The organism is Streptomyces sp. NPDC016469, assembly GCF_040632905.1.
Classification (GTDB): domain Bacteria; phylum Actinomycetota; class Actinomycetes; order Streptomycetales; family Streptomycetaceae; genus Streptomyces.
The window spans coordinates 261,541-287,330 of the sequence record NZ_JBEYCQ010000007.1 but is presented as its reverse complement, the minus strand read 5'-3'; the positions used below and the strand labels follow the sequence as shown (position 1 = coordinate 287,330).

Annotated in this window: 25 protein-coding genes; 12 read left to right on the top strand and 13 right to left on the bottom strand. The window is 72.4% G+C overall.

Annotation, left to right across the window (positions count from 1 at the left end; translation table 11 throughout):
• Positions 1–37 precede the first annotated feature (37 nt).
• Genes ABZ565_RS10800 through ABZ565_RS10785 form a run of 4 tightly spaced genes read left to right on the top strand, consistent with a single transcriptional unit; the run spans position 38 to position 1,750 of the window.
• Entirely contained in the window at positions 38–274 is a 237-nt protein-coding gene (locus ABZ565_RS10800) for a hypothetical protein (protein ID WP_361023343.1), read from the top strand.
• Entirely contained in the window at positions 271–510 is a 240-nt protein-coding gene (locus ABZ565_RS10795) for a hypothetical protein (protein WP_164399437.1), read from the top strand. The genes ABZ565_RS10800 and ABZ565_RS10795 overlap by 4 nt, the downstream gene beginning before the upstream one ends.
• 26 nt (positions 511–536) lie before the next feature.
• Entirely contained in the window at positions 537–938 is a 402-nt protein-coding gene (locus ABZ565_RS10790) for an amidase (RefSeq protein ID WP_361023339.1), read from the top strand.
• Positions 932–1,750, top strand: coding sequence for an inositol monophosphatase family protein (locus ABZ565_RS10785; RefSeq protein WP_361023336.1), 819 nt, complete (start codon positions 932–934; stop codon positions 1,748–1,750). The genes ABZ565_RS10790 and ABZ565_RS10785 overlap by 7 nt, the downstream gene beginning before the upstream one ends.
• A 185-nt stretch (positions 1,751–1,935) precedes the next feature.
• Here ABZ565_RS10785 and ABZ565_RS10780 read toward each other — a convergent pair whose 3' ends face one another.
• From ABZ565_RS10780 to ABZ565_RS10765, 4 genes are all read right to left on the bottom strand, one after another.
• The gene (locus tag ABZ565_RS10780; RefSeq protein ID WP_361023333.1) at positions 1,936–3,507 is read right to left on the bottom strand and encodes a VCBS repeat-containing protein; all 1,572 of its coding nucleotides are present in this window, start codon (positions 3,505–3,507) and stop codon (positions 1,936–1,938) included.
• Positions 3,508–3,836: 329 nt separating this feature from the next.
• A complete protein-coding gene (locus ABZ565_RS10775) occupies positions 3,837–5,357 on the bottom strand; it encodes a PTS transporter subunit EIIC (protein WP_361023328.1) in 1,521 nt (506 codons plus the stop codon).
• A gap of 44 nt (positions 5,358–5,401) precedes the next feature.
• Positions 5,402–6,358: an N-acetylmuramic acid 6-phosphate etherase gene (gene murQ, locus ABZ565_RS10770; protein WP_361023325.1), complete on the bottom strand. Its 957-nt coding sequence runs from the start codon at positions 6,356–6,358 to the stop codon at positions 5,402–5,404.
• An 80-nt stretch (positions 6,359–6,438) separates the two neighbouring features.
• Positions 6,439–7,356 (bottom strand): MurR/RpiR family transcriptional regulator, encoded by a 918-nt coding sequence (locus tag ABZ565_RS10765; protein WP_328901468.1) that lies wholly within the window; start codon positions 7,354–7,356, stop codon positions 6,439–6,441.
• A gap of 109 nt (positions 7,357–7,465) precedes the next feature.
• Between ABZ565_RS10765 and ABZ565_RS10760 the strand changes: the two genes are divergently transcribed.
• Together ABZ565_RS10760 and ABZ565_RS10755 are read left to right on the top strand one after the other, a co-directional pair.
• Complete coding sequence (locus tag ABZ565_RS10760) at positions 7,466–7,858, top strand: hypothetical protein (protein WP_164629784.1); 393 nt, start codon at positions 7,466–7,468, stop codon at positions 7,856–7,858.
• 4 nt (positions 7,859–7,862) lie between these two features.
• Positions 7,863–8,132: a DUF4031 domain-containing protein gene (locus tag ABZ565_RS10755; RefSeq protein WP_073964706.1), complete on the top strand. Its 270-nt coding sequence runs from the start codon at positions 7,863–7,865 to the stop codon at positions 8,130–8,132.
• 10 nt (positions 8,133–8,142) lie between these two features.
• Here ABZ565_RS10755 and ABZ565_RS10750 read toward each other — a convergent pair whose 3' ends face one another.
• The 5 genes from ABZ565_RS10750 to ABZ565_RS10730 form a co-directional block, all read right to left on the bottom strand.
• Positions 8,143–9,375: a Cmx/CmrA family chloramphenicol efflux MFS transporter gene (locus ABZ565_RS10750; protein WP_361023425.1), complete on the bottom strand. Its 1,233-nt coding sequence runs from the start codon at positions 9,373–9,375 to the stop codon at positions 8,143–8,145.
• A 90-nt stretch (positions 9,376–9,465) separates the two neighbouring features.
• Positions 9,466–10,125, bottom strand: a complete 660-nt coding sequence (locus ABZ565_RS10745; RefSeq protein WP_361023320.1) for a hypothetical protein — start codon at positions 10,123–10,125, stop codon at positions 9,466–9,468.
• Positions 10,122–10,670 carry a hypothetical protein gene (locus ABZ565_RS10740; RefSeq protein WP_361023317.1) on the bottom strand — a complete coding sequence of 183 codons (549 nt, stop codon included), beginning with the start codon at positions 10,668–10,670 and terminating at the stop codon, positions 10,122–10,124. Before ABZ565_RS10740 ends, ABZ565_RS10745 begins: the two co-directional genes overlap by 4 nt.
• The gene (locus ABZ565_RS10735; protein WP_361023314.1) at positions 10,667–11,218 is read right to left on the bottom strand and encodes a hypothetical protein; all 552 of its coding nucleotides are present in this window, start codon (positions 11,216–11,218) and stop codon (positions 10,667–10,669) included. The genes ABZ565_RS10740 and ABZ565_RS10735 overlap by 4 nt, the downstream gene beginning before the upstream one ends.
• A gap of 72 nt (positions 11,219–11,290) precedes the next feature.
• Entirely contained in the window at positions 11,291–11,740 is a 450-nt protein-coding gene (locus ABZ565_RS10730) for a hypothetical protein (RefSeq protein WP_361023311.1), read from the bottom strand.
• A gap of 212 nt (positions 11,741–11,952) precedes the next feature.
• Here ABZ565_RS10730 and ABZ565_RS10725 point away from each other — a divergent pair, with 212 nt between their 5' ends.
• Positions 11,953–12,579, top strand: coding sequence for a GNAT family protein (locus ABZ565_RS10725; protein WP_361023308.1), 627 nt, complete (start codon positions 11,953–11,955; stop codon positions 12,577–12,579).
• 57 nt (positions 12,580–12,636) lie between these two features.
• Here ABZ565_RS10725 and ABZ565_RS10720 read toward each other — a convergent pair whose 3' ends face one another.
• Positions 12,637–14,928 carry a heavy metal translocating P-type ATPase gene (locus tag ABZ565_RS10720; RefSeq protein WP_361023305.1) on the bottom strand — a complete coding sequence of 764 codons (2,292 nt, stop codon included), beginning with the start codon at positions 14,926–14,928 and terminating at the stop codon, positions 12,637–12,639.
• 259 nt (positions 14,929–15,187) lie between these two features.
• Here ABZ565_RS10720 and ABZ565_RS10715 point away from each other — a divergent pair, with 259 nt between their 5' ends.
• Positions 15,188–15,877, top strand: coding sequence for a copper homeostasis protein CutC (locus ABZ565_RS10715; protein ID WP_361023301.1), 690 nt, complete (start codon positions 15,188–15,190; stop codon positions 15,875–15,877).
• Between the two features lie 615 nt (positions 15,878–16,492).
• Positions 16,493–19,129, top strand: coding sequence for a glycoside hydrolase family 9 protein (locus ABZ565_RS10710; RefSeq protein WP_361023298.1), 2,637 nt, complete (start codon positions 16,493–16,495; stop codon positions 19,127–19,129).
• Between the two features lie 53 nt (positions 19,130–19,182).
• Here ABZ565_RS10710 and ABZ565_RS10705 read toward each other — a convergent pair whose 3' ends face one another.
• Complete coding sequence (locus ABZ565_RS10705) at positions 19,183–21,255, bottom strand: UvrD-helicase domain-containing protein (protein WP_361023295.1); 2,073 nt, start codon at positions 21,253–21,255, stop codon at positions 19,183–19,185.
• Between the two features lie 402 nt (positions 21,256–21,657).
• Between ABZ565_RS10705 and ABZ565_RS10700 the strand changes: the two genes are divergently transcribed.
• Entirely contained in the window at positions 21,658–21,828 is a 171-nt protein-coding gene (locus tag ABZ565_RS10700) for a hypothetical protein (RefSeq protein ID WP_203600378.1), read from the top strand.
• 19 nt (positions 21,829–21,847) lie between these two features.
• On the opposite strand, the gene ABZ565_RS10695 is transcribed toward ABZ565_RS10700, so the two are convergent.
• On the bottom strand, positions 21,848–23,491 hold the full coding sequence (locus ABZ565_RS10695; protein WP_361023291.1) for a DNA repair helicase XPB: 1,644 nt from the start codon (positions 23,489–23,491) through the stop codon (positions 21,848–21,850).
• A gap of 175 nt (positions 23,492–23,666) precedes the next feature.
• Between ABZ565_RS10695 and ABZ565_RS10690 the strand changes: the two genes are divergently transcribed.
• Both ABZ565_RS10690 and ABZ565_RS10685 read left to right on the top strand, forming a co-directional pair.
• Positions 23,667–24,086, top strand: a complete 420-nt coding sequence (locus ABZ565_RS10690; RefSeq protein ID WP_361023288.1) for a hypothetical protein — start codon at positions 23,667–23,669, stop codon at positions 24,084–24,086.
• Between the two features lie 4 nt (positions 24,087–24,090).
• Entirely contained in the window at positions 24,091–24,963 is an 873-nt protein-coding gene (locus tag ABZ565_RS10685; protein WP_361023285.1) for a hypothetical protein, read from the top strand.
• A gap of 61 nt (positions 24,964–25,024) precedes the next feature.
• On the opposite strand, the gene ABZ565_RS10680 is transcribed toward ABZ565_RS10685, so the two are convergent.
• A complete protein-coding gene (locus ABZ565_RS10680) occupies positions 25,025–25,783 on the bottom strand; it encodes an SDR family oxidoreductase (protein WP_361023282.1) in 759 nt (252 codons plus the stop codon).
• Positions 25,784–25,790: the final 7 nt, after the last annotated feature.

Here is a 25,790-nt window from a genome sequence, read left to right as displayed (position 1 = left end):
TATGCATCGTCGTTACTCAGTGTGGAAGGAATGGATCATGACGACAACGGAACGGCGCAGGGCAGCGGTGGCGAAGATTCGGGAGGCCGAGGAAGTGGTGGCGTTGCTGAGGGAGGGCTTCGCGCGGGCCGGGGTGAAGCTGCCCTCGCTGCGGATCGACGCGGCCTCGTGTGCGGGGGACGACCCGGCGGTGCTGGTGGACCTGGGGCGCTGCAACCTCGCGGCGGCGCAGCGGCTCAGCCGGCTGCTGGACGAGAAGGCGGCGGCGTCATGACGGGCGGGGACGGCCTGGAGGCTTGTACGCCGGAGCCGGGGTCGTTCGCCGTGGATGTACGGGACGGCCGGATCGGCCGGGTGTTGGGGCGCGTCGGGCCGTACGTGCGGCTGCGGCCGCCGGGCGGCGGGCCTGCGTGGGACTGCCCGGCGGACTCCGTACGGCAGGCGCCGCCGGGAGCGGTGCTGCGGGCGCGGGTGACGGAGATCAACCGGGAGGGGCAGTTGCCGAGGTGACGGCGCCTTCCAGGGGGCAGCGGTTCATGTTGATCCACTGCCCCGTGGGGCGGCGGCCACGCCCGGACTGCCCGGAGTACGAGGCGATCCGCGCGGCACCGCCGCAGGGGTGCCGAGTCGAGGAGTTCGGCGCGTACTGCGGGCTGGTCTGCGAACGGCGGGGCGCGACCCTGCTGGACGCGGTGGCCGGGGTGTGCGCCGAGATCAGGACCGGGCACGGCCTGCTGATGACCGATCCCGGGATCGAGAAGCTGTGGGAGTGGTCGTCGGACGGCACGGACGGGTGGGGCGCGGACGTCGTGGGGCAGCTGCTACGGATGGCGGCCGAGCAGGGGCCGGAACGCGGCTACAAGATCGAGGACTTGGTGCGGTTCCTGCGTACAGCCGCTGGGCCCTCGCAGGGAGGCCGTAGCCTGCCGAGATGGTGACCATGGACACGGAAAACGATGCGCAGGTGGCCCTCAGGGCCGCGTCGGCGGGTGCGGCCGTCGTACGCGAGATGTACGGGGCGTCACTGGCGCGGTACGAGAAGGGCGGGGGCGACTTCGCCACGGCCGCCGACATCGCGGCGGAGGAGGCCGTCCTCGACGTGCTGCGCGCGGCGCGGCCCGATGACGCGGTGACGGGTGAGGAGAGCGGGGCCACCGGGGCGGCCGGGGCGGGGCGCCGGTGGCTGGTGGACCCGCTGTGCGGGACGCTCAACTACGCGGTGGGCACCATGCTCGTCGCGGTGAACGTCGCGCTGCGGGACGCCTCCGCCGGCATCGTGGCAGCGGCCTCCGCCGACCCGTTCAGCGGCGAGGTCTTCTGGACGGACGGGGCGGGTGCGTGGGTCCGGGGGGCGGAGGGGCGGGACGACCGGCTCATACCCTCGGCGGGCTCCCGGCTGGTGGACGTCAATCTGGACCCGCCGTTCCCGCACGCGCCGGGCTTCCGGGCGGTGGAGCTCATGGCCGCGCCGGAGTTCGTCGCCGGGTTCCGGCCGCGCGTCGTCTCCAGCACGGTGGCCGTCGCGTGGGTGGCGGCGGGGCGCCGGGCCGCGTACATCACCGACGGTGGGCCGGGCCTCCGCCTGGACAGCGTCCACTTCGCGGCGGGCATCGCGCTGTGCGAGGCGGCGGGCTGCGTGGTGACGGGGATCGACGGGCTGCCGGTGGACCGGGGCGCGGGCGGGCTGGTCGTGGCGGCGGACCGGGAGACGCATGCGGCGCTGTTGGAGCTGGCGGCCGCCGGGGCGTGAAGGCGAGCGGCGCTCAGTGCGTCGCTCACACGAACGCGGGACGCTGAGAAAGGCGGCCTCACGCCGCGAAACCGCCAGTCCACGCGCCCCGGACGGGCTCGGCGGCCCCCTTGGTGAAGGGGGCCGCCGCTCCGGTCGAAGGCGCCCTCCCGCGCATCCGCGAGGAGGGCGTCACGGCGCAGTGATCAGTACAGGCCGTTGTAGATGTTGAAGCCGTAGCCGATCTGTACGCGCTTGCTGATCGTGCCGGTCCCGGTGGACGTGTAGCGGTACAGGTCGCCGTAGCCGTTGACGCCGATCAGGTCGGCCCTGCCGTCCCCGTTGATGTCGCCGGGCGCGGCGAACTTGTTGTAGATGTCGAAGCCGGAGCCGATCTTCACGCGCGCCTTCAGCGGCGCGGACGCCTGGCCCGTGCCCGCGTACAGGTAGAGCGTGCCGTCCTTGGCGACGGCCACCACATCGGTCCTGCCGTCGTCGGTGAGGTCACCGGCACCGACGATGTGGCGGTACGTGCCGTAGCCGTAGCCGACCTTGACCTTGGCGCCGAACGCGGTGAGGCCGTTGCCCGGATACAGGTACAGGTCGCCCTTGGCGTCGCGGGCCAGCAGGTCGCCCTTGCCGTCACCGCTCAGGTCGCCCGGCCCGATGAGATCGTCGTAGGCGCCCCAGCCGCTGCCGAAGGAATGGTCCCCGATGGTCAGCCGGCCGTCCTTGACCCAGAGTTCCTCGGGCCGTCCGTCGGCGTCGAGGGAGGAGACGAGCCGCCTCATCGGCCCGGCCTCGGCGACGTTGCGGAGCCCGCGGGGGGCGAACTGTCCGTTGTTCTTGGAGTCGTACCACCACCAACGGTGGTCGTCGGTGGTGCCCACGGCCTCGTGCTTGCCGAAGTCGGGGTTGCCGCCCTGGCCGACGAACAGGGCGGCCTTCTGCCAGCCGAAGGCATCGGCGACACGCGTGCGGAAGGTGCCCTGACCGGTGGACCGGTAGATGTACGTGTCGCCGTTCGGCTTGCGGCCCATGAGGTCGCCGTGGCCGTCTCCGTTGAGGTCGTCGACACCCACGAGCTGGTTGTAGATGCCGAAGCCGTAGCCAATTCTCTTGGTCGGCGTCTTGAAGGGCTTCGCCGCGTCGCCGGTGCCCGCGAAGAAGTACAGGTCCCCGCCCGTGGTGCGGGTGACGACATCGCCGAACCCGTCACCGTTGCTGTCGTTGAGGCCGACGATCTGGTCGTACGTCTCCCAGCCGGAGGCCACCTTGACCGCGGGCGCGAAGGGCTCGCCCTTGATGGCGCCGGTGGAGGCGTGGAGGTAGACGTCGCCGGAGGGCGTGCGCGCGAGCAGGTCGTTGCGGCCGTCACCGGTCAGGTCGCCGGGGGAGAGGATCTTGTTGTACTTCTGCCAGCCCTCACCGGACCAGGTGGCGGGGGAGGTCCTCTCCTCGCCCGCGCTCGGGTACAGCGTGAGTGTGCCGGTCTGGGACAGCGTGACGATCTCGGGCGGGCCGTTGGCGTCGAGGTCGCCCAGCGCGATGATGTCCTTGTGCATCTCCCGCTCGTCGGTGGCGGGGATCCGGAACGGGTAGTCGGGGGTGAACCCCCCCGCCTTGACGTACAGGACGCCGTCCACGCCTCGGTAGAGGAGGTCGTTGTCGCCGTTGCCGTTCAGGTCCAGGCGCGGTTTCGTGCCTGTGGCCGGCGTCTCGGGGCCGCCGGAGCCCTTGGAGGCGTCGTCGGCCGAGGCCGGAGCCGCCAGCAGCATGCCGGCGGCGAGAACGAGTGTGGTGCAGGCCGAGATCCGGCTCGCGCGTTTCGCGCGTGCGAGACCGAAACGGCCGGGTGTAGCGGAAGGCAATGTCCCCCCAGGGATTCTCCGCGCATGGGTGTCACCAGCGGGACGGGAGTGATTCAGGCTTGAATCAGCTGGTGTTCACATCGACCCGCGCCGACCCTCATTGGAGGGGGCGACTTCCAGCCATCCCTGGTGCAAGTTTTCGGCCATCTCTCTCGGTGCCGGCAAGAACTGAGCCGTGACGACGAAGCGGCGGCACCCCTTGGTCAAGGGTGCCGCCGCTCCGTTCGCTGTGTGTCTCAGACCGCCGCCGGCGCCTTCGCCGTTTCGGAAGGCGTGGCCGGGTCCGGGGTCGCCGCCGTGCCCGGGGCCTCCTCCTGGCTCACGTTGAACTCCGCCAGGAGGTCCTTGCTGAAGCCGAAGAAGTACGTGGCCAGGAAGCCCGCGAGGTAGCCGACGACCAGGCCGCCCGCGTAGATCGCGATCGTGGCACCCAGGCCGTGGTTGCCGTCGAGCAGGGGGAACAGGGCCCAGCCGGAGGGGCCGATCGCGGTGGAGCCGACCGCGTCGCCCAGCTGGTTGAAGAAGCCGACGAACGCGCCGCCGAAGGCACCGCCCACGCAGGCCGTGATGAACGGGCGGCCCAGGGGCAGCGAGACGCCGTAGATCAGGGGCTCGCCGACGCCCAGGAAGCCGGCGGGCAGGGCGGACTTGATGGTCTTGCGGATCGACTCGTTGCGCGGGAGGCGGAAGTACGTGGCGATGGCCGCGCCGACCTGGCCGGCACCGGCCATGGCGAGGATCGGGAGCAGGACCGTGTAGCCCTGCTGCTCGATCAGGGTCGTGTGGATCGGGATCAGGGCCTGGTGCAGGCCCAGCATGACCAGCGGGAGGAAGAAGCCGCCCAGGATCAGCCCCGCGCCCGCGCCGCCGTTGGACAGCAGCCAGTCGGCGAAGTCGCCGATCGCGGTGGACACCTCACCCGCCACGTACATCAGGCCGAAGATCGTGACCAGGCCGGAGATGAGGACCGTCAGCGTCGGTGTGACCAGCACGTCCAGCGCCTCCGGCACCCAGCGGCGGCACCACTTCTCCACGTACACCGCGAGCACCGCCGCGCCCAGGGCGCCGAGCACGCCGCCCTGGCCGGGGGAGAGCTTCTGGCCGAACGCCTCGATGTTCGCGACGCCCGGGAAGACGATGATCGCCGCGACCGCACCGCCCAGGATCGGCGTGCCGCCGAACTCCTTCGCGGTGTTGTAGCCGACGAAGACCGCGATGAGCGCCATGAAGCCGGACGCCATCGCCGCGAGCGCCGGGGTGACCGACGGCAGCCATTCGAGGTTGACCAGCAGGCCGTTGAGCCCGGCGATGATGCCGCAGCCGATGAGGGCCGGGATCAGCGGCACGAAGATGTTGGCGATCCTGCGCAGGAACAGCTTGAACGGTGTCGCGTTCTTCGCCTTGCGGGCCGCCTTCATCGCGGCGCCCTGCGCGGCCAGTTCCTCCGCCGTGAGCGGGGTCGCGTCGGCCGGGGCCGGGGCGGGGGCCTCGGCCTTGCCCTCCTCGACCAGCTTCTCGAACTCCGGCGTGACGCGGGCGACCGTACCGGGACCGAGGACGATCTGGTACGTGTCGTCCTCGACCACGCCCATGACCGCGGGGACGGCCTTCAGCGCGTCGTCCTGGACGAGTGAACGGTCGTGCAGCCCGAGCCGGAGCCGGGTCATGCAGTGGGCGATGGAGCTGACGTTCGCGGCGCCACCGACGAGCGGAAGGATCGCGGCGGCAGTGGCGCGGTTCTTGTCTTCTGTAGCCATGGTGCGTGGTGCCTTGCTGTGCGGGGGAGAGGTGGTGCGGCAGGTCAGGTGGTGCGGGGGGCGGCGGCGAGCGCGGCGCGGAGGTGGCCGTCCGACTCGGACAGGAGCGTGGCGGCCGTGGGGCCGTCGACCTGGCCGAGGATCGTCAGGATGGCGTTCTTCACCTCGCCGTCCGTGGCGGCGAGCGCCGCCTCGATCTCCTCGTCGGACGCGCCGGTGGCCAGCGCGACGATGCGCCGGGAGCGGGCCCGCAGCTTCTCGTTGGAGGCACGCACGTCGACCATGAGGTTCCCGTACGTCTTGCCGAGGCGGATCATCGTGATGGTGGAGATCATGTTGAGCACGAGCTTCTGCGCCGTGCCCGCCTTGAGCCGGGTGGAGCCGGTCAGCAGCTCGGGGCCGACGACCACTTCGAGCGGGTGCTCGGCGGCGGCGCCCAGCGCGGAGTCCGCGTTGCACGACAGGCCGAGGGTCAGGGCGCCCTTCGCGCGGGCGTGCTCCACGGCCCCGATCGCGTACGGCGTACGGCCCGAGGCCGAGATGCCGACCACCGTGTCGTCGGCGGTGAGCTCCAGCGCCTCCAGGTCGGCGGCGGCCAGCTCCTTGCTGTCCTCCGCGCCCTCGACGGCGGTGACCATGGCGGACGGGCCTCCCGCGATCAGGCCGATGACGTCGGCCGGGTCCGTATTGAACGTGGGCGGGCACTCACTGGCGTCCAGCACACCCAGCCGGCCCGCGGTGCCCGCGCCCGCGTAGATCAGGCGGCCGCCGCGGGCCATGCGCTCGGCGGTCGCGTCGATCGCGTCGGCGATCTCGGGAAGCCGCTCGGCGACGGCGGCCGGGACGGTCCGGTCCTCGCCGTTCATGATCCGGGCGATCTCCGCGGTGGCCAGCCGGTCGATCTCGGCGAGCTCCGGGCGGAACGCCTCGGTGGTGAGGGTCGCGAGCTGGGCGCGCAGCTCGCCGTAGCCGTCGGGGGTGGCGTCGGTGAGGGAGGTCATGGAGGGCGGCTCTGCTTTCTCGTACGGCGTGCGGTTGCGGGGCGGGTGCGGGGCGCTGCCGGAGGGCGTCCGGGTGACGGTCAGCGGGTGCGCGGGGTGTGGCGGTGGGCCAGCGCCTCGTAGGAGGCGGCGAGGGCCGGGGCGGCCGTCTCGTACGTACGCTGGGCGACCCCTATGAACAGGCAGTCGACCACCAGGAGCTGGCTGGTGCGGCTCGACATGGCGGCCGGGCGCAGCTCGCTCTCGCGCGCCGTGGACGTCGTCAGCACGTGGTCCGCGTACTGCGTGACGGGGCCGTCGGGGCGGCCGGTGATCGCGACCGTCGTCGCGCCCCGGTCGAACGCGACGCGCAGCGGCTCTATGACGTCGCCCGTCGAGCCGGAGTGCGTGATCGCGATGGCCATGTCGCCGGAGCGGAGCTGCACGGCGTTGGTCACCGCGAGGTGCGGGTCCGTGTGGGAGTGGGCGATGAGGCCGATCCGGGACAGCTTCTGGGCCAGGTCCTGGCCGACGAGGGAGGACGCGCCCACCCCGTAGATGTCGATCCGGCGGGCCGTGGCGGCGGCGGCGACCGCGGCGCCCAGCTGCACCGTGTCGAGCCCGGCGGCCGTGTCGGCGAGGGTCTGCTGCTCGTCGTAGGCCAGCTTGGCGACCACGTCGGCGATGGGGTCGTCCACCGCTATGTCCGCGGTGACGGCGGGGGCGCGGCCGGACTCCTGGTGGGCGGCGAGACCGGCGAGCGCGAGGCGCAGGTCGCGATAGCCCGGATACCCCAGGAGGCGGGCGGTGCGGACCACCGTCGCCTCGCTGGTGCCCGTCAGCTCGGCGAGACCGGTGACCGTCAGGGCGGCGCAGCCCGCCGGGTCGCCGGCGACGGCCTCGGCGACGCGCTGCATGGAGCGGGTCATGGACGGCGCCAGCGTCCGCACCTTGGCGGCGAGGGCCGCCGGGGCCGGCGGCGAGTCCGTACTGAAACTTTCCTTCAGGTCATTGGTCACCTTTGAAAGATATTTTCAAGTCGAGAGGGCGTCAACCCTCTTTGGTGTGACCTGTGAAAGAAACGGTTGACGCCGACGGGCGGACAGTCGACGGGTGGACAATGGCTGCATGGAGCAGAATCCGCCGGAGTCCGACCGGCCCGACCGCCTGGAGCAGGCGCTGCACACCGCCCGCGCCCTCGTCATGGCCGACCTCGCCGCCGGAGACGTCGCCGAGGCACAGATCGTGTCGATGGTCGAGGACGCCGTGACGCACCGCCGCTGGTGGGTGGAGCAGTGGCCGGAGGGCGCGGAGTTCGTCGTCGGCCTCGTCGCCCAGGACGTGCAGGACGCGCTCCTCGAGCAGTACGGCCGCTGGCCGCTCTGCCCGGTCTGCGACGCGGGCGACCCGCACGCGCTGGACGTCGAGCCGGAGCTCGGGCCGCACCCGCACTGGGTCTGCACCAAGGCCGCCGTCGCGGTCGCCCCGGTCGGCGCGCTCAGCGGGATACTCCGGCGGTGAGGCGATGACGCTCTACATCGACCCGCCGACCTGGCCCGGCCACGGGCGTCTCTGGTCGCACCTGGTCAGCGATGTGTCGTTCGAGGAGCTGCACGCCTTCGCGGCGTCCATCGGCGCCCCGGCGCGGGCGTTCGAGCGCGACCACTACGACATCCCGGCCGCGAGTTACGAGGACGCGGTGCGGGCCGGGGCGCGGGAGATCGGGTCGAAGGAGCTGGTCCGGCGCCTGACCGAGGCCGGGCTCCGGCGGCCGAAGGGGCGGCCGGCGCCCTGAGCACCCCGCCTCAGCCCGTCGCGCACTCCGTCGACTCCACCGGCGCGCCCTTGGGCGCCCCCGCCCCCTGCGCCACCAGCCGGGAGGCCGCGGAGCCGCGCGCCCGCTGGAGCCGCAGCGAGAACACCACGGTCACCAGCGCCGCGACGGTCATCGCCGCCCCGGCCCAGGCCGTCGCCCCGAAGCCGAAGTCCGCGTCGATCACCGCGCCGCCCAGCCACGGCCCGCCCGTGTTGCCCAGGTTGAACGCGGCGGTCGTCGTCGCACCGGCCAGCGTCGGGGCGGCGCCCGCCACGTTGAACATCCGGGCGTTGAGCGCGGGCGCGGTGTAGAACGCCGAGAGGCCCAGCAGGAACGACAGCGTGATCACGGCCGCCTGGTTCGACGCGAACAGCGCCAGCGCCGCCAGGAAGACCGTGGAGGCGGCGATTCCGCTCAGCAGCACCCCGAAGAGGTGCGCGTCCGCGACCCGGCCGCCGATCGTCGTACCGACCAGGGCGCCCACACCGAACAGCGCCAGCACGGTCGGCACCCAGCCGGAATCGAGCCCGGCGACGTCCGTCAGCAGCGGCGCGAGGTAGCTGAACGCGCAGAACACCCCGCCCGCCGCGAGCGCGGTGATCACGATGGACAGCCACACCTGGCGGTCGCGGTAGATCCCCATCTCCCGCTTGAGCTGCGCCTTCGCGGCCGGCAGCGGGATGCGCGGGATCAGCGTCACGACGCCGGCCAGGGCCACCGCCGAGGCCGCGCCGACCGCCCAGAACGCGGACCGCCAGCCCAGGTTCTCGCCGAGGAACGCGCCGAGCGGCACGCCCAGCACGTTGGCGATCGACAGCCCGCCGATCATCACGGCCATGGCGCGGGCCCGCGCGTTCACCGGCACCATCGCGATGGCGACGGCCGCCCCGACCGCCCAGAATCCCGCGCACGCGAACGCGCTCACCACCCGGGACGCGAACAGCACCTCGTACGTCGGCGCGAGCGCGCCGGCGACCTGGCCCAGGCCGAAGACCGAGATCAGCGCGATGAGCGTGGTGCGGCGCGGCAGCCGCAGGGTCGCCACGGCGAGCAGCGGGGCGCCGACCACCATGCCGATCGCGAACGCGGATATGAGGAGTCCCGCGCGCGGAATCGACACGTCCATGTCGTCGGCGATCGGCGGCAGCAGCCCGGAGAGCATGAACTCGCTCGTGCCCAGGGCGAAGACCGAGAGGCCGAGGATGTATACGGCCAGGGGCATACGGGAGGGGGCGCGTACGGCGGAGTCAGGCATGACAGGTGGCAACAGCGGAAACGTTCCTGACATTCCCCGGCGGCCGGCCGCTCCCGGTCAGCGCGTGAGCAGTTCCAGCTCCGTCAGGAGGTTCTGCCGCGCCCTCGGCTCCCACTCCCTCGTCCCGTACGGAGTGCGGAACAGCCGCGGCAACCCCAGGAGCTGCCGCAGCACCGCCGCCCGGCCCTCGCGGAACGCCTCCTCCGGCACGAAGCCGTACTCCTCGCGGACCTGCGCCGCGTACTCCCCGTACTCCTTCGGCGCCGCCGCCAGGATCGCCAGGTCCGCGTCGCACAGCACCTCGCCGTTGGTGTCGCCGGCGGCCGGGTCGTGCGTGACGGTCAGCCGGACGAGCCGCGCGACCTCCTCGGTCACCGCGTCCGGCACCCCGGCCTCCGGCAGCGCCCGCTCGGCGAGCACCGCGCTGCGCTCCTCGTTCTCCGACCGGTCGGGCCGGTACACCGCATCGTGGAACCAGGCCGCGAGGCGTACGGCGTCCGCGTCGGCGGCGTGACCGGCGAGCGTGTCGACGCGGTCCAGGACCGCCGCGAGGTGGGCGGTCGTGTGGTACTTGCGCCGCGGCTCGGCCCAGCGGGCGAGCAGATTCTCCGCGTACGGAAGCGGATCGGGGCCGTCCGCACCGCCCCGGGCCGCGACGAGGGTGTCGTGCCAGCGGGTGCGGAGCGCTTCCTCGTACTGCGCGCGGTCGTCCGTCATGCGGACGAGGGTAGGCCGAAGTGGCCGGTGATGATCCGCAGGGTCACGGCGCCGTCCGCGTTGAACCCGGGCTCCGCCTCGTAACGCGGGGTCTCCCGGCCGACGATTCCGGCCGCCAGCAGCTCGCGTACCAGCAGGTCCCCGTGGCGGCGGGTCTCGCGACGAGCGCCGATGTTGAAGTACGTGGTCGAGAAGCCGCGCCTGCTGTGGATGAAGTGGAACGGGTGCGCCTCGCAGTGCGGGACCATGAAGTTCTGCCCGTGCGGGCACTCGCAGGCCGGGGTGGAGGCCAGGAACACGGTTTCCAGGGGGTTGGGGCGGCCGAAGCGTTCCTCGTAGCGGAACCCGGTGAGGTAACCCGCCTGGGTCGCGAGGTCGCCGCCGGTGTGCGTGGCCGCGTCGTGCGTCAGCCAGGCCCAGCCGTCGGACGCGCCCTGCGTACGGGAGGGGAGGCCCAGGTCCGTGTAGACCCCGCTCAGGGTGGGAAGATCGAGGCCCCTCGCGTACGTGACGAACGTGTCCGGGGCGATGAAGGGTGCGGTCACAGCACCGTCACCTCCCGGGCGAGCGGCGGCGAGGGAAGGCCGAAGCAGGCGGCTATCGCGCGCACGATCCGGTCCTCCTTGTCGGCGTCGTGCTCGTCGCAGTCGTGGGCCGGATCGGTCTCCCAGGCGAGGCATTCCGCGTCCGGGCCTATGAGGTTCGCGGCGAGCAGTTCGGCCGACATGTAGTCGGGGTTGTCGCCGACGCGCTGCTCCACGTCCTCGAAGCTGAAGTGAACGATCCACTTCCCGTCGCGCAGGTACGTGAAGTCCGGCCCGTGAGCCTTGGCGCTGCACGGCTCGGTCACGATGACCACGATCTCGCCCCCGGACGCGCAGAGGCGGGTGTAGTCGATGTTGTCGTAGTCCTCGATCTCCCAGTTGGCCATGTCATGCACCGCCCATGCCCAACCCCCCGCCTCCCCCTCGGCAAGCGCCTCACGGTGCTGCTCGCGCAGCCCCGCGACGAGCGCGGGCCGGGTCAGCCCCCGGGCGAACACGAGGTTGACCTCGTGTCCGGGGAACTCGCACACACTGTCGATCCACGTCATGCGGCGAGCGTAGACGGGGGGAGTGACAACAGGGCCGCGAGACGGCCCCGTTGCCGGCACTTCAGCGTGACGTCAGTGGTCGTTGACGAAGTTCACGGCGTAGGAGCCCTGGCCGCCCTCACCCTCGAAGGTGAGCCCGATGTTGCTGTACTCGTGCAGGTTGTACTTGCCGCCCTGGCTGGCGCGGTGCGTCACGCAGGTGCCCTTGCCCGTCTTCACGGTGGCCTTGTAGTGACTGATGTTCAGGTCCCAGTCGTCGACCGTGACGAAGGCCGCGTGACCGTTCGCCGCGGTGTCGCACACGGAGATGATGTCGCCGTACTCCTCGACATAGACCCGGACTCCCCTGCCGTTCCAGGTGTGGTCCCAGTTGATGCCGGTCGGCGCTCCGGCGGCACTGGCGGGTGTGGCCGTGACCGTGGTCAGGGCGGCGAGGGCGGCCGCGCCGAGCAGAGCGGCGGTGCTCCGGCGGCGCAGGCGGGAACGCTTGCCTGCAACGGTGGTCGCGGTGGTGCGCTGCATAGATCCTCTTCGTGCTCGTCGTACAGGACTGACGTGCCGGTCCGGGAGCGGTGGTGCGGTTCTCCGCAGGCCGGGCGCAGGCTACGACGCGTGCGAGCGGTGATCCGGTTGCCGGCGGGCACATATTCGCGCGACATGCGCGCGATGGCTCTGGAACCCTGCGCACGGGCCCGGGCCCGTTGTTCCCTTGCTGCCGACTGGATGGGTGAGCGATGACTTTCGTGCTGGTAGGACCGGTTCTGGAAGGTTCCCGGGTGCGGCTCGAACCGCTCGAACACCGGCATGCGGAGGGGCTGTTGCTCGCGGGGCAGGAGGACCGGAGTTCGTACGGATACACCTGGGTGCCCGGACCCGGGGAGGTCGAGGGGTATATCGACGCCCAGTTGGGGCGTGCCGCCGCGGGGAAGCTGGCTCCCTATGTTCAGGTGGACCGGGGGTCCGGGCGGGTCGTCGGGGCCACCGCCTTCTGGGAGCCCCGCTGCTGGCTGGATGACGACAGCCTCACCGCCATCGAGGTCGGCTTCACCTGGCTCGCCGCGTCCGCGCAGGGCACCGGGGTGAACACCGAGTCCAAGTACCTGCTCTTCCGGCACGCGTTCGAGGAGTGGGGCGTCTCGCGGGTGGACCTCAAGACCGATGCGCGCAACCAGCGTTCGCGGGCCGCGATCGAGTCGGTGGGCGCCTGCTTCGAGGGCGTCCTGCGCAAGTGGTCCCCGTCGTGGGCGCCCGGTGAGGAGGGACGGCTGCGGGATTCGGCGATCTTCTCCATCACGGCGGAGGAGTGGCCGGACGTACGGGGACGCCTGGAGGCGCGGATGAGGAGGGCGGCGGGCGCGTAGGCACGACGCCCGGGGCGCCCCCGCGGGTTCGGGGACGCCTCGTGAACGGTTGCGTCCTCACACGCCGGACGGGCTGGGGGTGTCGGACGGGCCGGGTGCGCCCCGGAAGCGCCGCAGGCGCAACGAGTTGCCCACTACGAACACCGACGAGAACGCCATCGCCGCGCCCGCGATCATCGGGTTCAGCAGGCCCGCCGCGGCCAGCGGGAGCGCCGCCACGTTGTACGCGAAGGCCCAGAACAGGTTCGTCCGGATCGTGCTCAGCGTCCGGCGCGCGAGGCGGATCGCGTCCGCCGCCGCTCGCAGGTCGCCGCGGACCAGGGTCAGGTCGCCCGCCTCGATGGCCGCGTCCGTGCCCGTGCCCATCGCCAGGCCCAGGTCGGCCCGGGCCAGCGCGGCGGCGTCGTTCACGCCGTCGCCGACCATCGCGACCGAACGGCCCTCCGCCTGGAGGCGCTTGACGACGTCCACCTTGTCCTGCGGCATGACCTCCGCGTACACCTCGTCGATCCCGACCTCGGCCGCGACCGACTCCGCCACCGCGCGGTTGTCGCCGGTCAGCAGGATGGGCGTCAGGCCCAGGCGGCGCAGGCGGGTGATCGCCTCCGCGCTGGTGTCCTTCACCGCGTCGGCCACCTCGAACACCGCGCGCGCCTCGCCGTCCCAGGCGACCGTGATCGCCGTGCGGCCGGCGGCCTCCGCCTCGGCCTTGCGGGCGGCCAGGTCCGCCGGGAGGCGGATCTCCCACTCCGCGAGGAGCTGTTCGCGGCCGACGAGGACCGCGTGGCCGTCGACCACGCCCTGGACGCCGAGTCCGGGGACGTTGGCGAAGTCCTCCGGGGTGGGGAGGGGGGCGCCGGTGCGTTCGGCGGCTCCGGTGGCGACCGCTTGGGCGATGGGGTGTTCGGAGGCGTGTTCGAGGGCTCCGGCGAGGCGGAGGGCGTCGTTTTCGGTGGTTCCGGGGGTGGTGTGGACGGCCCGGAGGGTCATCCGGCCCGTGGTGACGGTGCCCGTCTTGTCGAGGACGATCGTGTCGACCCGGCGGGTGGACTCCAGGACCTCGGGGCCCTTGATCAGGATGCCGAGCTGGGCGCCGCGCCCGGTGCCGACCATGAGCGCGGTGGGCGTGGCGAGGCCGAGGGCGCACGGGCAGGCGATGATCAGGACCGCCACCGCCGCCGTGAACGCGGCCGTGAGCCCCGCGCCGTCCGCCAGCCAGAAGCCCAGGGTGCCCAGCGCGAGCGCGATGACCACGGGGACGAACACCGCCGAGATCTGGTCCGCGAGGCGCTGTGCCGCCGCCTTGCCGTTCTGGGCGTCCTCGACCAGCTTCGCCATCCGGGCGAGCTGGGTGTCCGCGCCGACGCGGGTCGCCTCGACCACGAGGCGCCCGCCCGCGTTGAGCGTCGCGCCGGTGACCGTGTCGCCGACGCCGACCTCGACCGGGACGGACTCGCCGGTGAGCATGGACGCGTCCACCGCCGATGAGCCCTCGACCACCGTGCCGTCCGTGGCGATCTTCTCGCCGGGGCGCACGAGGAAGCGGTCGCCGACGTGGAGGTCCGCCGTGTCCACGGTCACCTCGCGGCCGTCACGCAGGACGGTGACCTCCTTGGCGCCCAGCTCGAGGAGCGCCTTGAGCGCGGCGCCCGCCTTCCGCTTCGACCGGGCCTCGAAGTAGCGCCCGGCGAGGATGAACGCGGTGACGCCGGCCGCCGCCTCCAGATAGATGTTTCCCGCGCCGTCGCTGCGGCCGATGGTCAGCTCGAACGGGTGCGTCATGCCGGTCATCCCGGCGGTGCCGAAGAACAGCGCCCACAACGACCAGAGGAACGCGGCCGACGTGCCGACGGAGATCAGTGTGTCCATCGTCGCCGCGCCGTGCCGGGCGTTGGTCCACGCGACCCGGTGGAACGGCCAGCCCGCGTACGTGACGACGGGCGCGGTGAGGGTGAGGGCGAGCCACTGCCAGTTGTCGAACTGGAGCGCCGGGATCATCGACATCGCGATCACCGGCACCGCGAGGAGCACGGCCGTGATCAGCCGCTGCCGCAGGGTGTCCGCCTCCCGCGCGGCGGGTACGGCCGCCTCTTCCGTCGTACGCGCCGGGGGTGCGGGTTCGTGCGCGGTGTAGCCGGTCTTCTCGACCGTGGCGATGAGGTCCTGTACGGAGACGGCGGCGCCGTCGTAGGTCACGTGGGCCTTCTCCGTGGCGTAGTTGACGCCGGCCGTCACGCCGTCCATCCGGTTCAGCTTCTTCTCGATACGGGCCGCGCAGGAGGCGCAGGTCATGCCCCCGATGGCCAGCTCTACCTCGGCCTCCGCGGTGTGCGCTGTGTGCGCTGACATGGGCCCTCCTCGTGGTCCCGGGCAACCCGTCCTGGGTACCCCCTGGGGGTATCTGCTTCGGTCATGTATACCCCCACCCCCTATGGCGAAGCAAGGGTGGTCCTGTGTGGGGTGTGTGGGTCGCGCCGGTCGGTCGCCCGGCCTCCGTTCGGCCTCGCGTATCTTCACGTTCACGGTCAGGGCTGCGCCCTCGGCCTACCGCCCCGTAGGCTGGCCATTGGACTAGACCTATAGCTGCTTCCTGGAGGATTGGGTTCCCATGAGCAACCGTGCAGTCCTGGAGGTGATCGCTCTCGACGCGGAGGACGCGGTCGCCGCCCAGGCGGGTGGTGCGGACCGGCTTGAGCTGGTCACCGACATGGCGGCGGACGGCCTCACCCCGTCCTGTGCGACCTTCGCGGCGATCCGCGCCGCGGTGGAAATTCCGCTGCGGGTGATGCTCAGGGTCGCCGACGGCTTCGCGGCCGGTGACATCGAGATACTCGTACGCAAGGCCCGTGAGCTGCGGGCCGAGGGGGCGGACGAGTTCGTGCTCGGCTTCCTGGACGCGGACGGGAACCCGGACCTGGTCGCGGTCGAGCGGCTTGTCGCCGTGCTGGACGGCTGCCGGTGGACGTTCCACCGGGCGATCGACCGGGCGGGCGACCGGGACGCGCTCCGCAAGGCGCTCGCGGATCTGCCGGGTCTTGACACGTATCTGACGGCCGGGGCGGCGGCCGGGGTGGACGCGGGGATACCCACGTTGGTGGCCGAGGCGGGGCGGGCGGGCGAGCCGGGGTACGAGCCGCGGATTCTTGTGGGGGGCGGGTTGCGGCTGGAGCACCTGCCGGCGCTCCTGGATGCGGGTATCGACGCGGTCCACATCGGTGGCGCCGCGCGCCCGGACGGCTGGGCCGGGCCGGTTTCCGCGGATGCGGTGCGGGAGTGGCGGGCGGTGCTGGACCGCTAGCCGCGGGGGCGGTGCGGTGTCGTCCCTGGGTGCGCCGTGGCGCGCCGCCCTCGCGGGGGCGCCGCCCCCGGGCCCCTGCTCCTCAAGCGCCGGAGGGGCTAGTTGTGGTGGCGGTGCTGGTTTCGCGGCGGTGCCGTTGGGGTTCGCTCGTGCGTGTGGCGTCGTGGTTTCGGGGGCGCTGCCCCCGGGCCCCTGCTCCTCAAGCGCCGGAGGGGCTAGTTGTGGTGGCGGTGCTGGTTTCGCGGCGGTGCCGCTGGGGTTCGCTCGTGCGTGTGGCGTCGTGGTTTCGGGGGTGCTGCCCCCGGGCCCCTGCTCCTCAAGCGCCGGAGGGGCTAGTTGTGGTGGCGGCCCCGGTTTCGCGGCGGTGCGGGGTGTGCCGGCGGCCCTCGTGTGCCGGCCCGCCGCGTTCGCCCCGCCGGCCGTGCCGCGTCCGTTCCGCCGCGCAAACCCGCGGCGGAACGCCGCCCTGTCATGACCCTGGCGCAACCGGCGCCCCTCGCCCCACAATGGCCTCGCGGTGATGGGAACGCTCCCATGGCGCGCCTCCCCGGCATGCCCGTCTGTCGTGGGAGCGCTCCCATCACTCTCTTCCGTCCCCACGACGAAAGGCCCCTGGTGAACGCCTCCCCGCCCCCGTCCTCCGTCCGGCGCAGACGCCGTGCGCTCGGTGTTCTGGCCGTCGCAGCCCTCTGCGGCGGCATCCTCACCGCCCCCGGTGCCGTCGCCGCCGACGGCGACCCCGCTCCGGAGCAGATCACCAACGGTGACTTCTCCGCGGGGACCGCGCCCTGGTGGTCGACGGCCAACGCGCCCGTCGCCGTCGTGGACGGGCGGCTGTGTGCCGACGTGCCGGGCGGGACCGCCAACCCGTGGGACGCGATCATCGGGCAGAACGACATCCCGCTCGTCGCGGGTGAGGCGTACACGCTGTCGTACACGGCGAGTTCGACCGTACCGCTGTCCATTCACACCAACGTGCAGATGGCGACCGACCCGTACACCGCCGATTTGTCCGCGACCGATCAGATCGGGGCCGGGGCGACCGCCTACACGCACGTGTTCACCGCGTCCGCCGACCAGGACGCCGCGCAGGTCGCGTTCCAGGTCGGCGGGGGCGCGAAGGCGGCGACCTTCTGCGTGGACGACGTGTCGCTGCGCGGGGGCGCCGAGCCGCCCGTGTACGTGCCCGACACCGGGTCGCGGGTCCGCGTCAACCAGGTCGGCTATCTGCCCAAGGGTCCCAAGACCGGCACCCTGGTCACCGACGCGACCGACCCGGTCCCGTGGACGCTGAAGGCGGCCGACGGGGCGACCGTCGCGAGCGGGACGACCAACCCCGGCGGCGAGGACCCGACCTCGCGGCAGAACGTGCACACCTTCGACTTCAGCGACGCCACCGCCACCGGCGACGGCTTCACGGTCGAGGCGGACGGCCAGGTCAGCGAGCCCTTCTCGATCCGGGCGGACCTGTACGACAGCCTCCGGTCCGACTCGCTCGCGTACTTCTACCAGAACCGCAGCGGCATCGCGATCGACGCGGACCTGGCCGGCGAGGAGTACGCGCGGCCGGCCGGGCACCTCGGGGTCGCGCCGAACAAGGGCGACACGGACGTGCCGTGCCAGGCGGGCGTCTGCGACTACCGGCTCGATGTGCGCGGCGGCTGGTACGACGCCGGGGACCACGGCAAGTACGTCGTGAACGGCGGCATCGCGGTCGCCGAGCTGATGGACACCTACGAGCGCACCCTGACGGCCGACGGCGCCGAGTCCGCCGAGCTGGGCGACGGCGCGCTGGCGGTGCCCGAGCACGGCAACGACGTGCCGGACATCCTCGACGAGGCGCGCTGGGAGCTGGAGTTCCTGATGCGCATGCAGGTCCCGGCCGGGGAGCCGCTGGCGGGCATGGCGCACCACAAGGTGCACGACGCCAACTGGACCGGTATCCCGATGCGGCCCGAACTCGACCCGGAGCAGCGCGAACTGCACCCGCCGACCACCGCCGCGACCCTGAACCTCGCCGCCACGGCCGCCCAGTGCGCCCGGCTCTACGCCCCGTTCGACGCGGAGTTCGCGGCCACGTGCCGTACCGCCGCCGAGACGGCGTGGGCCGCCGCGAAGGCGCACCCGAACGTGCTCGCCAGCCCGGCGGACGGCGTCGGGGGCGGGACGTACGAGGACAACGACGTGCGCGACGAGTTCTACTGGGCCGCCGCCGAGCTGTTCACGACGACCGGCAAGGACGCGTACCGGCAGGCGCTGCTCGGCTCGCCGCTGCACGGTGACGTGGACGCGGCCTTCCCCGCCGACGGCGGCATCTGGTGGGGCGGCACCGCCGGGCTCGGCGTGCTCACCCTGGCCACGGTCCCGAACGACCTGACGGCCGCCCAGCTCGCGGACGTACGGGACATCGTGACGACGGCCGCCGACCGCTACCGGGCGCAGACCGAGGACCAGCTGTACGGCGTGCCGTACGCGCCCAAGGACCAGAACTACGCCTGGGGTTCGAACAGCCAGGTCCTGAACAACATGATCGTGCTGGCGACCGCCGCCGACCTCACCGGTGACGCCGGTTACCGGGACGCCGTCCTGCGCGGCGCGGACTACCTGTTCGGGCGCAACCCGCTCAACCAGTCGTACGTCACCGGCTACGGCGAGCGGTACTCGCAGAACCAGCACCACCGGTTCTGGGCCCACGAGTCCGACCCGTCCCTGCCGCACCCGCCGGCCGGGTCCCTCGCGGGCGGGCCCAACCTGACCGCCCCCACCTCGGGCGACCCGGAGGCCGCCGCGAAGCTCAAGGGGTGCGCGGCCGCGATGTGCTACCTGGACGACAACGGCTCGTACGCCACCAACGAGGTCGCCATCAACTGGAACGCCCCGCTGGCCTACATCGCCTCCTACCTGGACGACGCGGGCGACGCCACGGGCCCGGCCCGCACCTGCAAGGTGACGTACTCCTCGCACCCGTGGAGCACCGGCTCGACCACCACGGTCACGGTGAAGAACACCGGCACCGAGCCCGTCACGCCGTGGTCGCTGACCTGGCTGCTGCCCGGCGACCAGAAGCTCAGCCACACCTGGAGCGCCGAGATCGGCCAGTACGGACGGACGGTGACGGCCGCGCCGCTGTCCTGGAACCGGACCATCGCGCCCGGGGCCTCCGTGGACTTCGGGTTCAACAGCAGCCGCACGGGTCCGGCGGCCGACCCGGGCACGGTGAAGCTGAACGGGCGGTCCTGCACCGCCGGTTGATGACCGGGCGGGGGCGGGGGTGGACGATGGTCCCCCCGCCCCCGTTCACTTCGTCACGCCAACTCCTGCGGCAGCGGCGCGGCGTGAAGCACCGCCAGGCCGGAGACCGCACGGGTCAGCGCCACATACAGGCGGCGCAGGCCCGTGCGTTCGTCCGGCTCGCCGTCGACCACGGCGGCCGGTTCGTCCAGCACCACGTAGTCGTACTCCAGGCCCTTCGCCAGCGACGCCGGGACCAGGGTCAGCCGGGTCTCGGTGGTCGTCTCCTGGCCGGGGGAGAGATATGTGTGACCGGCCGCCGTCAGGGCGTCGGCCAGGGCCGGGATGCGCGCGTCGGCGGCGATCAGGCCGATCGAGCCCTCGTGGGTCAGGGACTCCTCGCAGGCCGCGACCACGGCCGCGTCCAGTTCGGCCGCATCCGCCACCTCCCGTACCGACAGCGACCCCGGCGACTCACGCACCGACTCCACCGGCGTGAGCCCCGGCGAGATCACCGGGAGCAGCCGGGATGCGTACGCGATCACATCGCGCGGCACGCGGAAGCCGGCCGTCAGCTCCTCCACCAGCGCGTCCGCCTTGCCCAGGTGGTGCAGTGCCTGCTCCCAGCTCTGCGTCGACCACGGCGTCGTGCCCTGCGCCAGGTCGCCGAGGACGGTGGCCGAACCGGTCGAGCAGCGGCGGCCGACCGCGCGGTACTGCATGGGGGAGAGGTCCTGCGCCTCATCGATCACGACATGGCCGAGCGAGTGCGTGCGCGACACCAGGTCGGCCGCCTCGTCGATCAACACCGCGTCCGCCGCCGACCACTTGGCGGTCTTCACGCTCCGGGCAGGCTTGATCCACAGGATGGCCTTCTGCTCGTCCTCGGAGAGCAGCCCCTCCGCGTGCTCCGCCAGGAACTCCGCGTCGGACAGCAGCCGCAGGACCAGCTTCGCCGGGTCGACGGCCGGCCAGATCGCCTTGACGGCCGCCTTCACGGCGGGGTTGCGGGCCACCGAATTCTGCACCCGGTCGTCGGGCGCCTCGCCCGCCTGCTCCATCCGCACCAGGACGGCGTGCGCGATGCGCTGGGGCAGCGCCTCGTGCGCGGCGCCGTACCGCATGTCCCGGGCCAGCAGCTCCTGGACCATCTCCTCGATCTCGTACGCCGGAACGCGCCAGCGCCGCGAGCCGCGCACCACCATCACCGGCTCGGCCGGCGGCGTGACGTGCGACCGGAGGGCCCGGCGCAGCACCTCCGCCATGCGCGCGTCGCCCTTCACGACGGCGGCCGGGGCCTCGTCCGTGCCCCGGACCTCGATCTGCGCGGCGACCAGGTCCTCGACGGTCGCCTGCTTGACCTCCAGCTCGCCGAGGGCCGGGAGCACCTGCTCGATGTAGTGCAGGAACGAGCGGTTCGGCCCGACGACCAGGGTGCCGGTGCGGGCCAGGCGCTCGCGGTGCGCGTACAGCAGATACGCGACCCGGTGCAGGCCGACGGCGGTCTTCCCGGTGCCGGGCCCTCCCTGCACGCAGACCGTGCCGCCCAGCTCGCTGCGGACGATCTCGTCCTGCTCCGGCTGGATCGTCGCGACGATGTCCCGCATCGGCCCGACGCGGGGGCGCTCGATCTCCGCCTGGAGCAGCTTGCTCGTCTGCTCGGCCTCGGCGGGGTCGGTGAGGTGCTCGTCCTCGTACGCGGTGAGGTCGCCGCCCGTGTAGCCGAAGCGGCGCCTGCGGCCGACGTCCAGCGGGTCCTTGCGCGATGCCCGGTAGAACGGCTGGGAGACCGGGGCGCGCCAGTCGATCACCATCGGGTCGCCCACGGCGTCGTGCACATGGCGGCGCCCGATGTAGAACTGCTCGCCCTCCGCGCCTTCCGCCTCCTCCGCCCCGACGACGTGCAGGTAGTCCAGGCGCCCGAAGAACAGCGGGGTGTGGGCCAGGTCCGCGAGCGACTTGATCCGCTCGTCGATCTGGGCCTGGAGGACCGCCGCGTTCACCCAGTTCGCGGTGACGTCGCGGATGTCCAGGTTCTGGGCGTCCTCCCGCATGGCGCGCAACGCGGCGCGGGACGCCGCGAGATGGGCGCGCTCATGGGCGAGGGGGTCGGTGGTGGTGTCGCTCTCGAATTCGTGCGCGGGCACGGTGTTGCCTCCGGCATTCAACGCAGGACGGCGGACCGCGGCTCGCCTCCGGCGCTTGCGGGGCGTGTGCGGGTCCGCTCGGGGATCGATCGTGCGTACGGTTGTCGGCCGGTTTCCGTCCGGTCGGCGGCGCTCCCCCGGCTGCCGGCAGGGCCCCTCGGGGGCCGCCGGTACCACGGTGCGGGAGGCGGGCAGACCGGGGAGTGTACCGGCGGGCGGGGGGTGCGCGCGAATGGTTTTCACGGGGCGCGGTGGACGGGGCCGGGTGTTCTTACGGCTCCGAGGGTCCGCGCCCGTCCCTCCCGTAGGGGATGCAGTGCGACCGGAGGCGTACGCGGGCGGCGTCGCGCTTCCATCTGCGGGGCGACGCCCCGGCGCACCCGCCCGGAGCACCATGGATACATGAGCACCGTCACCCTTGACCCGAGCAGGACCGGCGCCACCGCGGCCCCCGGTCACCCCCACAACCGCGCCTCCGGCGCCCTGCGCGCCGTGAAGGTGTTCGCGCAGGCCGCCTTCGGGGTCGTCGTCCTCGGCGAGTACGCGGAGGAGGCGGGGGTGCGGCGGCGCTGACCGCACCCCCGCGCCTCCCTCAGCTCTCCGACAGCAGCTCGTCCGCGTCCACGATGCGGTACGCGTAGCCCTGCTCGGCCAGGAACCGCTGGCGGTGGGCCGCGAAGTCCTGGTCGATCGTGTCGCGCGCGACGACCGAGTAGAACCGCGCCTCGTGCCCGTCGGCCTTCGGCCGCAGCACCCGGCCCAGGCGCTGCGCCTCCTCCTGGCGCGAACCGAACGTCCCCGACACCTGGATGGCGACCGTCGCCTCCGGCAGGTCGATGGAGAAGTTCGCCACCTTCGACACCACCAGCACGTTCAGCTCGCCCTGCCGGAACGCCTCGAACAGCTTCTCGCGCTGCGCGTTGCTCGTCTCGCCCTTGATCACCGGGGCGTCCAGATGCTCGCCCAGCTCGTCCAGCTGGTCGATGTACTGCCCGATGACGAGTGTCTGCTCGCCCCGGTGCTTGCGCACCAGCGCCTCGGTGACCTTCCGCTTCGTCGCGGTCGTCGCGCAGAACCGGTACTTCTCCTCGGCCTCGGCGGTCGCGTACGCCAGCCGCTCCGAGTCCGTGAGATTGACCCGGACCTCGACGCAGTCCGCCGGGGCGATGTAGCCCTGCGCCTCGATCTCCTTCCACGGCGCGTCGAAGCGCTTGGGGCCGATGAGCGAGAAGACGTCCGACTCTCGGCCGTCCTCGCGGACCAGGGTCGCGGTCAGGCCGAGGCGGCGGCGGGCCTGGAGGTCGGCGGTGAACTTGAAGACGGGCGCCGGGAGCAGGTGCACCTCGTCGTAGATCACGAGGCCCCAGTCGCGGGAGTCGAACAGCTCCAGGTGGGGGTAGACGCCCTTCCGGCGGGTCGTCAGCACCTGGTAGGTGGCGATCGTGACCGGCCGGATCTCCTTCCGCGTCCCGCTGTACTCGCCGATCTCGTCCTCGGTCAGCGAGGTCCGCTTCACCAGCTCGTGCTTCCACTGGCGGGCGGAGACGGTATTCGTCACCAGGATCAGGGTCGTCGCCTTGGCCTGCGCCATCGCGCCCGCCCCGACGAGCGTCTTGCCCGCGCCGCAGGGGAGCACGACGACCCCGGACCCGCCGTGCCAGAACCCGTCGACGGCCTGCTGCTGGTACGGGCGCAGCGACCAGCCGTCCTCGTCCAGCTCGATGGCGTGGGCCTCGCCGTCCACGTACCCCGCGAGGTCCTCGGCGGGCCAGCCGAGCTTGAGCAGCGTCTGCTTGACCTGGCCGCGCTCGGAGGGGTGCACGGCGACGGTGTCCGGGTCGATCCGGGCCCCCACCAGGGGCTGGACCTTCTTCGACCGGAGGATCTCCTCAAGGACGGGCCGGTCCGTCGTCGTCAGGACGAGCCCGTGCACGGGGTGCTTGGACAGGGTGAGGCGGCCGTAGCGGTCCATCGTCTCGGCGATGTCGACGAGCAGCGCGTGCGGTACGGGGTAGCGCGAGTACGTCACGAGCGCGTCCACGACCTGCTCGGCGTCGTGCCCGGCCGCACGGGCGTTCCACAGCCCGAGCGGGGTCAGCCGGTACGTGTGGATGTGCTCGGGCGCCCGCTCCAGCTCGGCGAACGGCGCGATGGCCCGACGGCAGGCGTCGGCCTGCTCGTGGTCGACTTCGAGGAGGAGCGTTTTGTCGCTCTGGACGATGAGGGGTCCGCTCACGCGCGTGGGCCCTTTCGGCTCGGGGGAAACCTCCAGTGTGCCGCATCGGGGGGCGGTGTGTCGTGGGCCCGGGTCACGCGTGTGCATGCTCAGGAACACCTCAAATCCCCGGCGGCCCCGTGCCACGGGCGATATACACGTTCTCCCGATGGCGAGTGAACGCAGGGAGCGGGCTATGGAGATCGAACTGGCGGCGCTGGCGGGCCAGGCGGCGTCGACGCTGGTGGACGGCCTGGCGACGGCCGGGTGGGAGCGCGCCCAGCAGGCGCTGGCCGATCTCTGGAGCCGGGTGCAGCCCGACCGGGCGGAGCGGGTGGCGGCCGATCTGACGGACGCCCGCGCGGACGCGCTCACGGCACGGCGCACCGGCAACGAGGCGCTGGAGGAGGGCCTCGTCGCCGAGTGGGCGGCGCGGCTGGAGCGGCTGTTGGCCGCCCATCCGGAGCTGGTGCCCGAGCTCCGGCGCGTGCTGGACGAGCTGCGGCCGGCCGGGGCCGAGGACGCGGCACCGCGGACGGTCACCATGGAGGTGAAGGCGTCCGGCCGCTCCCGCGTCACGATGGCCGGGCGGGACGTCACCATCAGCAAGGGGTGATCGCTTGAGTTACGCAGGAGGGGACTCGGACGACGCCGACGGCGGCGGCATCCGGATGGATGCCCAGGCCTCCGGGCGGTCCCGGATCACGATGGCCGGCCGGGACATCAGCAGCACCTACTTCGTCAGCGCCTCGTCCGCGGTCGTACTCGCCCTCGCGGGCATCGTCGTCCTGGTGGCCCTCTGGCAGCCGTGGCAGAAGCAGGGCGGGGGCGACGACGACAAGCCCGCCTCCGTGGTGTCGGAGCCGTCGTCCCGGCCGCACCGGGACCCGCCTCCGGACAGCCGCGACGACGAGGAGGAGCCGGATGCGGACGAGACGACTTCCACGCCGACGCCCAGCCCGACCCCCACTCCCACGCCGACCCCTACGCCCGACCCGCCGAGCCCCGTGGACCTGGCGTTCGCGTCCGTCCGGGCCGGCACCTGCCTCAGCGTGTTCGACGCCGGCTGGGGCAAGCTGAACCACGACCGGCCCGAGGCCGTCGACTGCGCGGCGAGCTTCGCCTTCACGCAGGTGACCATGGTGACCACGTCCGCCGGCAACTGCCCCGAGGGCGGCGGACGGCACGGCTGGGGACACGTCAACGCCGACGGGTCCTCCCTCGCCCTGTGCCTGGACCGGCGGTTCGCCGCGGGCCAGTGCTTTCCCGCCGCACTGACCAAGCAGGCGGACGGGAGCATCAAGGGCACCGGACAGCTGTTCACCGTCTGGGGCTGCGACCGGACGAACGTACCGAAGGGCCAGAACGCGCTCATGGTCATCACCGCGTTGTCGAGCGATGGCCCATGCCCTCAGCGCACCGGCCGCACGACGCTCAGCTGGACGGTTTTCAGCGGTTCCCGCACGTTGTGCGCGATGGTGGTGCGGAAGTGAGCGTGCCCGCGCCGCGGCGCGTTCCCTGCTGGGGAAGGGTGACGCCGGAGCCCACGAACCGTCAGGCCGAGGATCCGCTGTCGATGACCAGGTCGGCGCCGACCACCGCGCCGGCCGCAGGTGAGGCGAGATAGAGGACCGCGGCCGCTACTTCTTCGGCTTCCGCGACCCGGCCGAGCGGGTTCTGCGTCTTCACCCGCTCGGCACGGTCGGCCTCGGTCTCGCCGGGCCGCAGCGACATGGGAGCGGCGGAGGCGCCGGGGCTGACCGCGTTGATGCGGATCCCCTGGTGGATGTGGTCGAGAGCGGCTGCGCGGGTGAGCGCGGAGACCGCTGCCTTCGAGGTGATGTACGCGGCAAGGTTCGGGACGCGCAGGTGTGCGCCCAGGTTGGAGGAGATGTTGACGATGGCGCCGCCACCGTTTTCCTTCATGTGCGCGATCTCGTGCTTCATGGCCAGCCAGACACCGGTGACATTGGTTCGCAGCACCGCGTCCCAGTCCTCCTCGCTCACCTCACCGACGGGTACGGTGCCGCGGAGTATCCCGGCGTTGTTGACCGCGATGTCCAGTCCGCCGAAGCGGGCAACGCTCTCGCGTACGAGGTTCTGAAGCCGGCTGGAGTCGGTGACGTCGGCGGTGACGGCGGTGGCCGTGCCGCCGGCGGCCTCGATGAGACCGACCGTCTCGTCCAGGGCGGCCGCGGTGCGTCCCGCGGCGACCACGGACGCGCCCTCGGTGGCGAAGGCGAGCGCGATCGCGCGGCCGAGGCCGGAGCCTGCGCCGGTGATGAGAACGGTCTTTCCGGTGAAGCGGTTCATCGCGGTG

What these genes read in the sequence shown, in the direction of transcription:
- ABZ565_RS10735 (WP_361023314.1), bottom strand. Translation starts at nt 11,218, where the DNA reads ATGACGTGGATCGACAGTGTGTGCGAGTTCCCCGGACACGAGGTCAAC.
- ABZ565_RS10725 (WP_361023308.1), top strand. Translation starts at nt 11,953, where the DNA reads ATGACTTTCGTGCTGGTAGGACCGGTTCTGGAAGGTTCCCGGGTGCGG.
- ABZ565_RS10775 (WP_361023328.1), bottom strand. Translation starts at nt 5,357, where the DNA reads ATGGCTACAGAAGACAAGAACCGCGCCACTGCCGCCGCGATCCTTCCG.
- ABZ565_RS10795 (WP_164399437.1), top strand. Translation starts at nt 271, where the DNA reads ATGACGGGCGGGGACGGCCTGGAGGCTTGTACGCCGGAGCCGGGGTCG.
- ABZ565_RS10680 (WP_361023282.1), bottom strand. Translation starts at nt 25,783, where the DNA reads ATGAACCGCTTCACCGGAAAGACCGTTCTCATCACCGGCGCAGGCTCC.
- murQ (WP_361023325.1), bottom strand. Translation starts at nt 6,358, where the DNA reads ATGACCTCCCTCACCGACGCCACCCCCGACGGCTACGGCGAGCTGCGC.
- ABZ565_RS10700 (WP_203600378.1), top strand. Translation starts at nt 21,658, where the DNA reads ATGAGCACCGTCACCCTTGACCCGAGCAGGACCGGCGCCACCGCGGCC.
- ABZ565_RS10785 (WP_361023336.1), top strand. Translation starts at nt 932, where the DNA reads ATGGTGACCATGGACACGGAAAACGATGCGCAGGTGGCCCTCAGGGCC.
- ABZ565_RS10730 (WP_361023311.1), bottom strand. Translation starts at nt 11,740, where the DNA reads ATGCAGCGCACCACCGCGACCACCGTTGCAGGCAAGCGTTCCCGCCTG.
- ABZ565_RS10720 (WP_361023305.1), bottom strand. Translation starts at nt 14,928, where the DNA reads ATGTCAGCGCACACAGCGCACACCGCGGAGGCCGAGGTAGAGCTGGCC.
- ABZ565_RS10715 (WP_361023301.1), top strand. Translation starts at nt 15,188, where the DNA reads ATGAGCAACCGTGCAGTCCTGGAGGTGATCGCTCTCGACGCGGAGGAC.
- ABZ565_RS10780 (WP_361023333.1), bottom strand. Translation starts at nt 3,507, where the DNA reads ATGCTGCTGGCGGCTCCGGCCTCGGCCGACGACGCCTCCAAGGGCTCC.
- ABZ565_RS10750 (WP_361023425.1), bottom strand. Translation starts at nt 9,375, where the DNA reads ATGCCCCTGGCCGTATACATCCTCGGCCTCTCGGTCTTCGCCCTGGGC.
- ABZ565_RS10755 (WP_073964706.1), top strand. Translation starts at nt 7,863, where the DNA reads ATGACGCTCTACATCGACCCGCCGACCTGGCCCGGCCACGGGCGTCTC.
- ABZ565_RS10690 (WP_361023288.1), top strand. Translation starts at nt 23,667, where the DNA reads ATGGAGATCGAACTGGCGGCGCTGGCGGGCCAGGCGGCGTCGACGCTG.
- ABZ565_RS10760 (WP_164629784.1), top strand. Translation starts at nt 7,466, where the DNA reads ATGGAGCAGAATCCGCCGGAGTCCGACCGGCCCGACCGCCTGGAGCAG.
- ABZ565_RS10790 (WP_361023339.1), top strand. Translation starts at nt 537, where the DNA reads ATGTTGATCCACTGCCCCGTGGGGCGGCGGCCACGCCCGGACTGCCCG.
- ABZ565_RS10800 (WP_361023343.1), top strand. Translation starts at nt 38, where the DNA reads ATGACGACAACGGAACGGCGCAGGGCAGCGGTGGCGAAGATTCGGGAG.
- ABZ565_RS10745 (WP_361023320.1), bottom strand. Translation starts at nt 10,125, where the DNA reads ATGACGGACGACCGCGCGCAGTACGAGGAAGCGCTCCGCACCCGCTGG.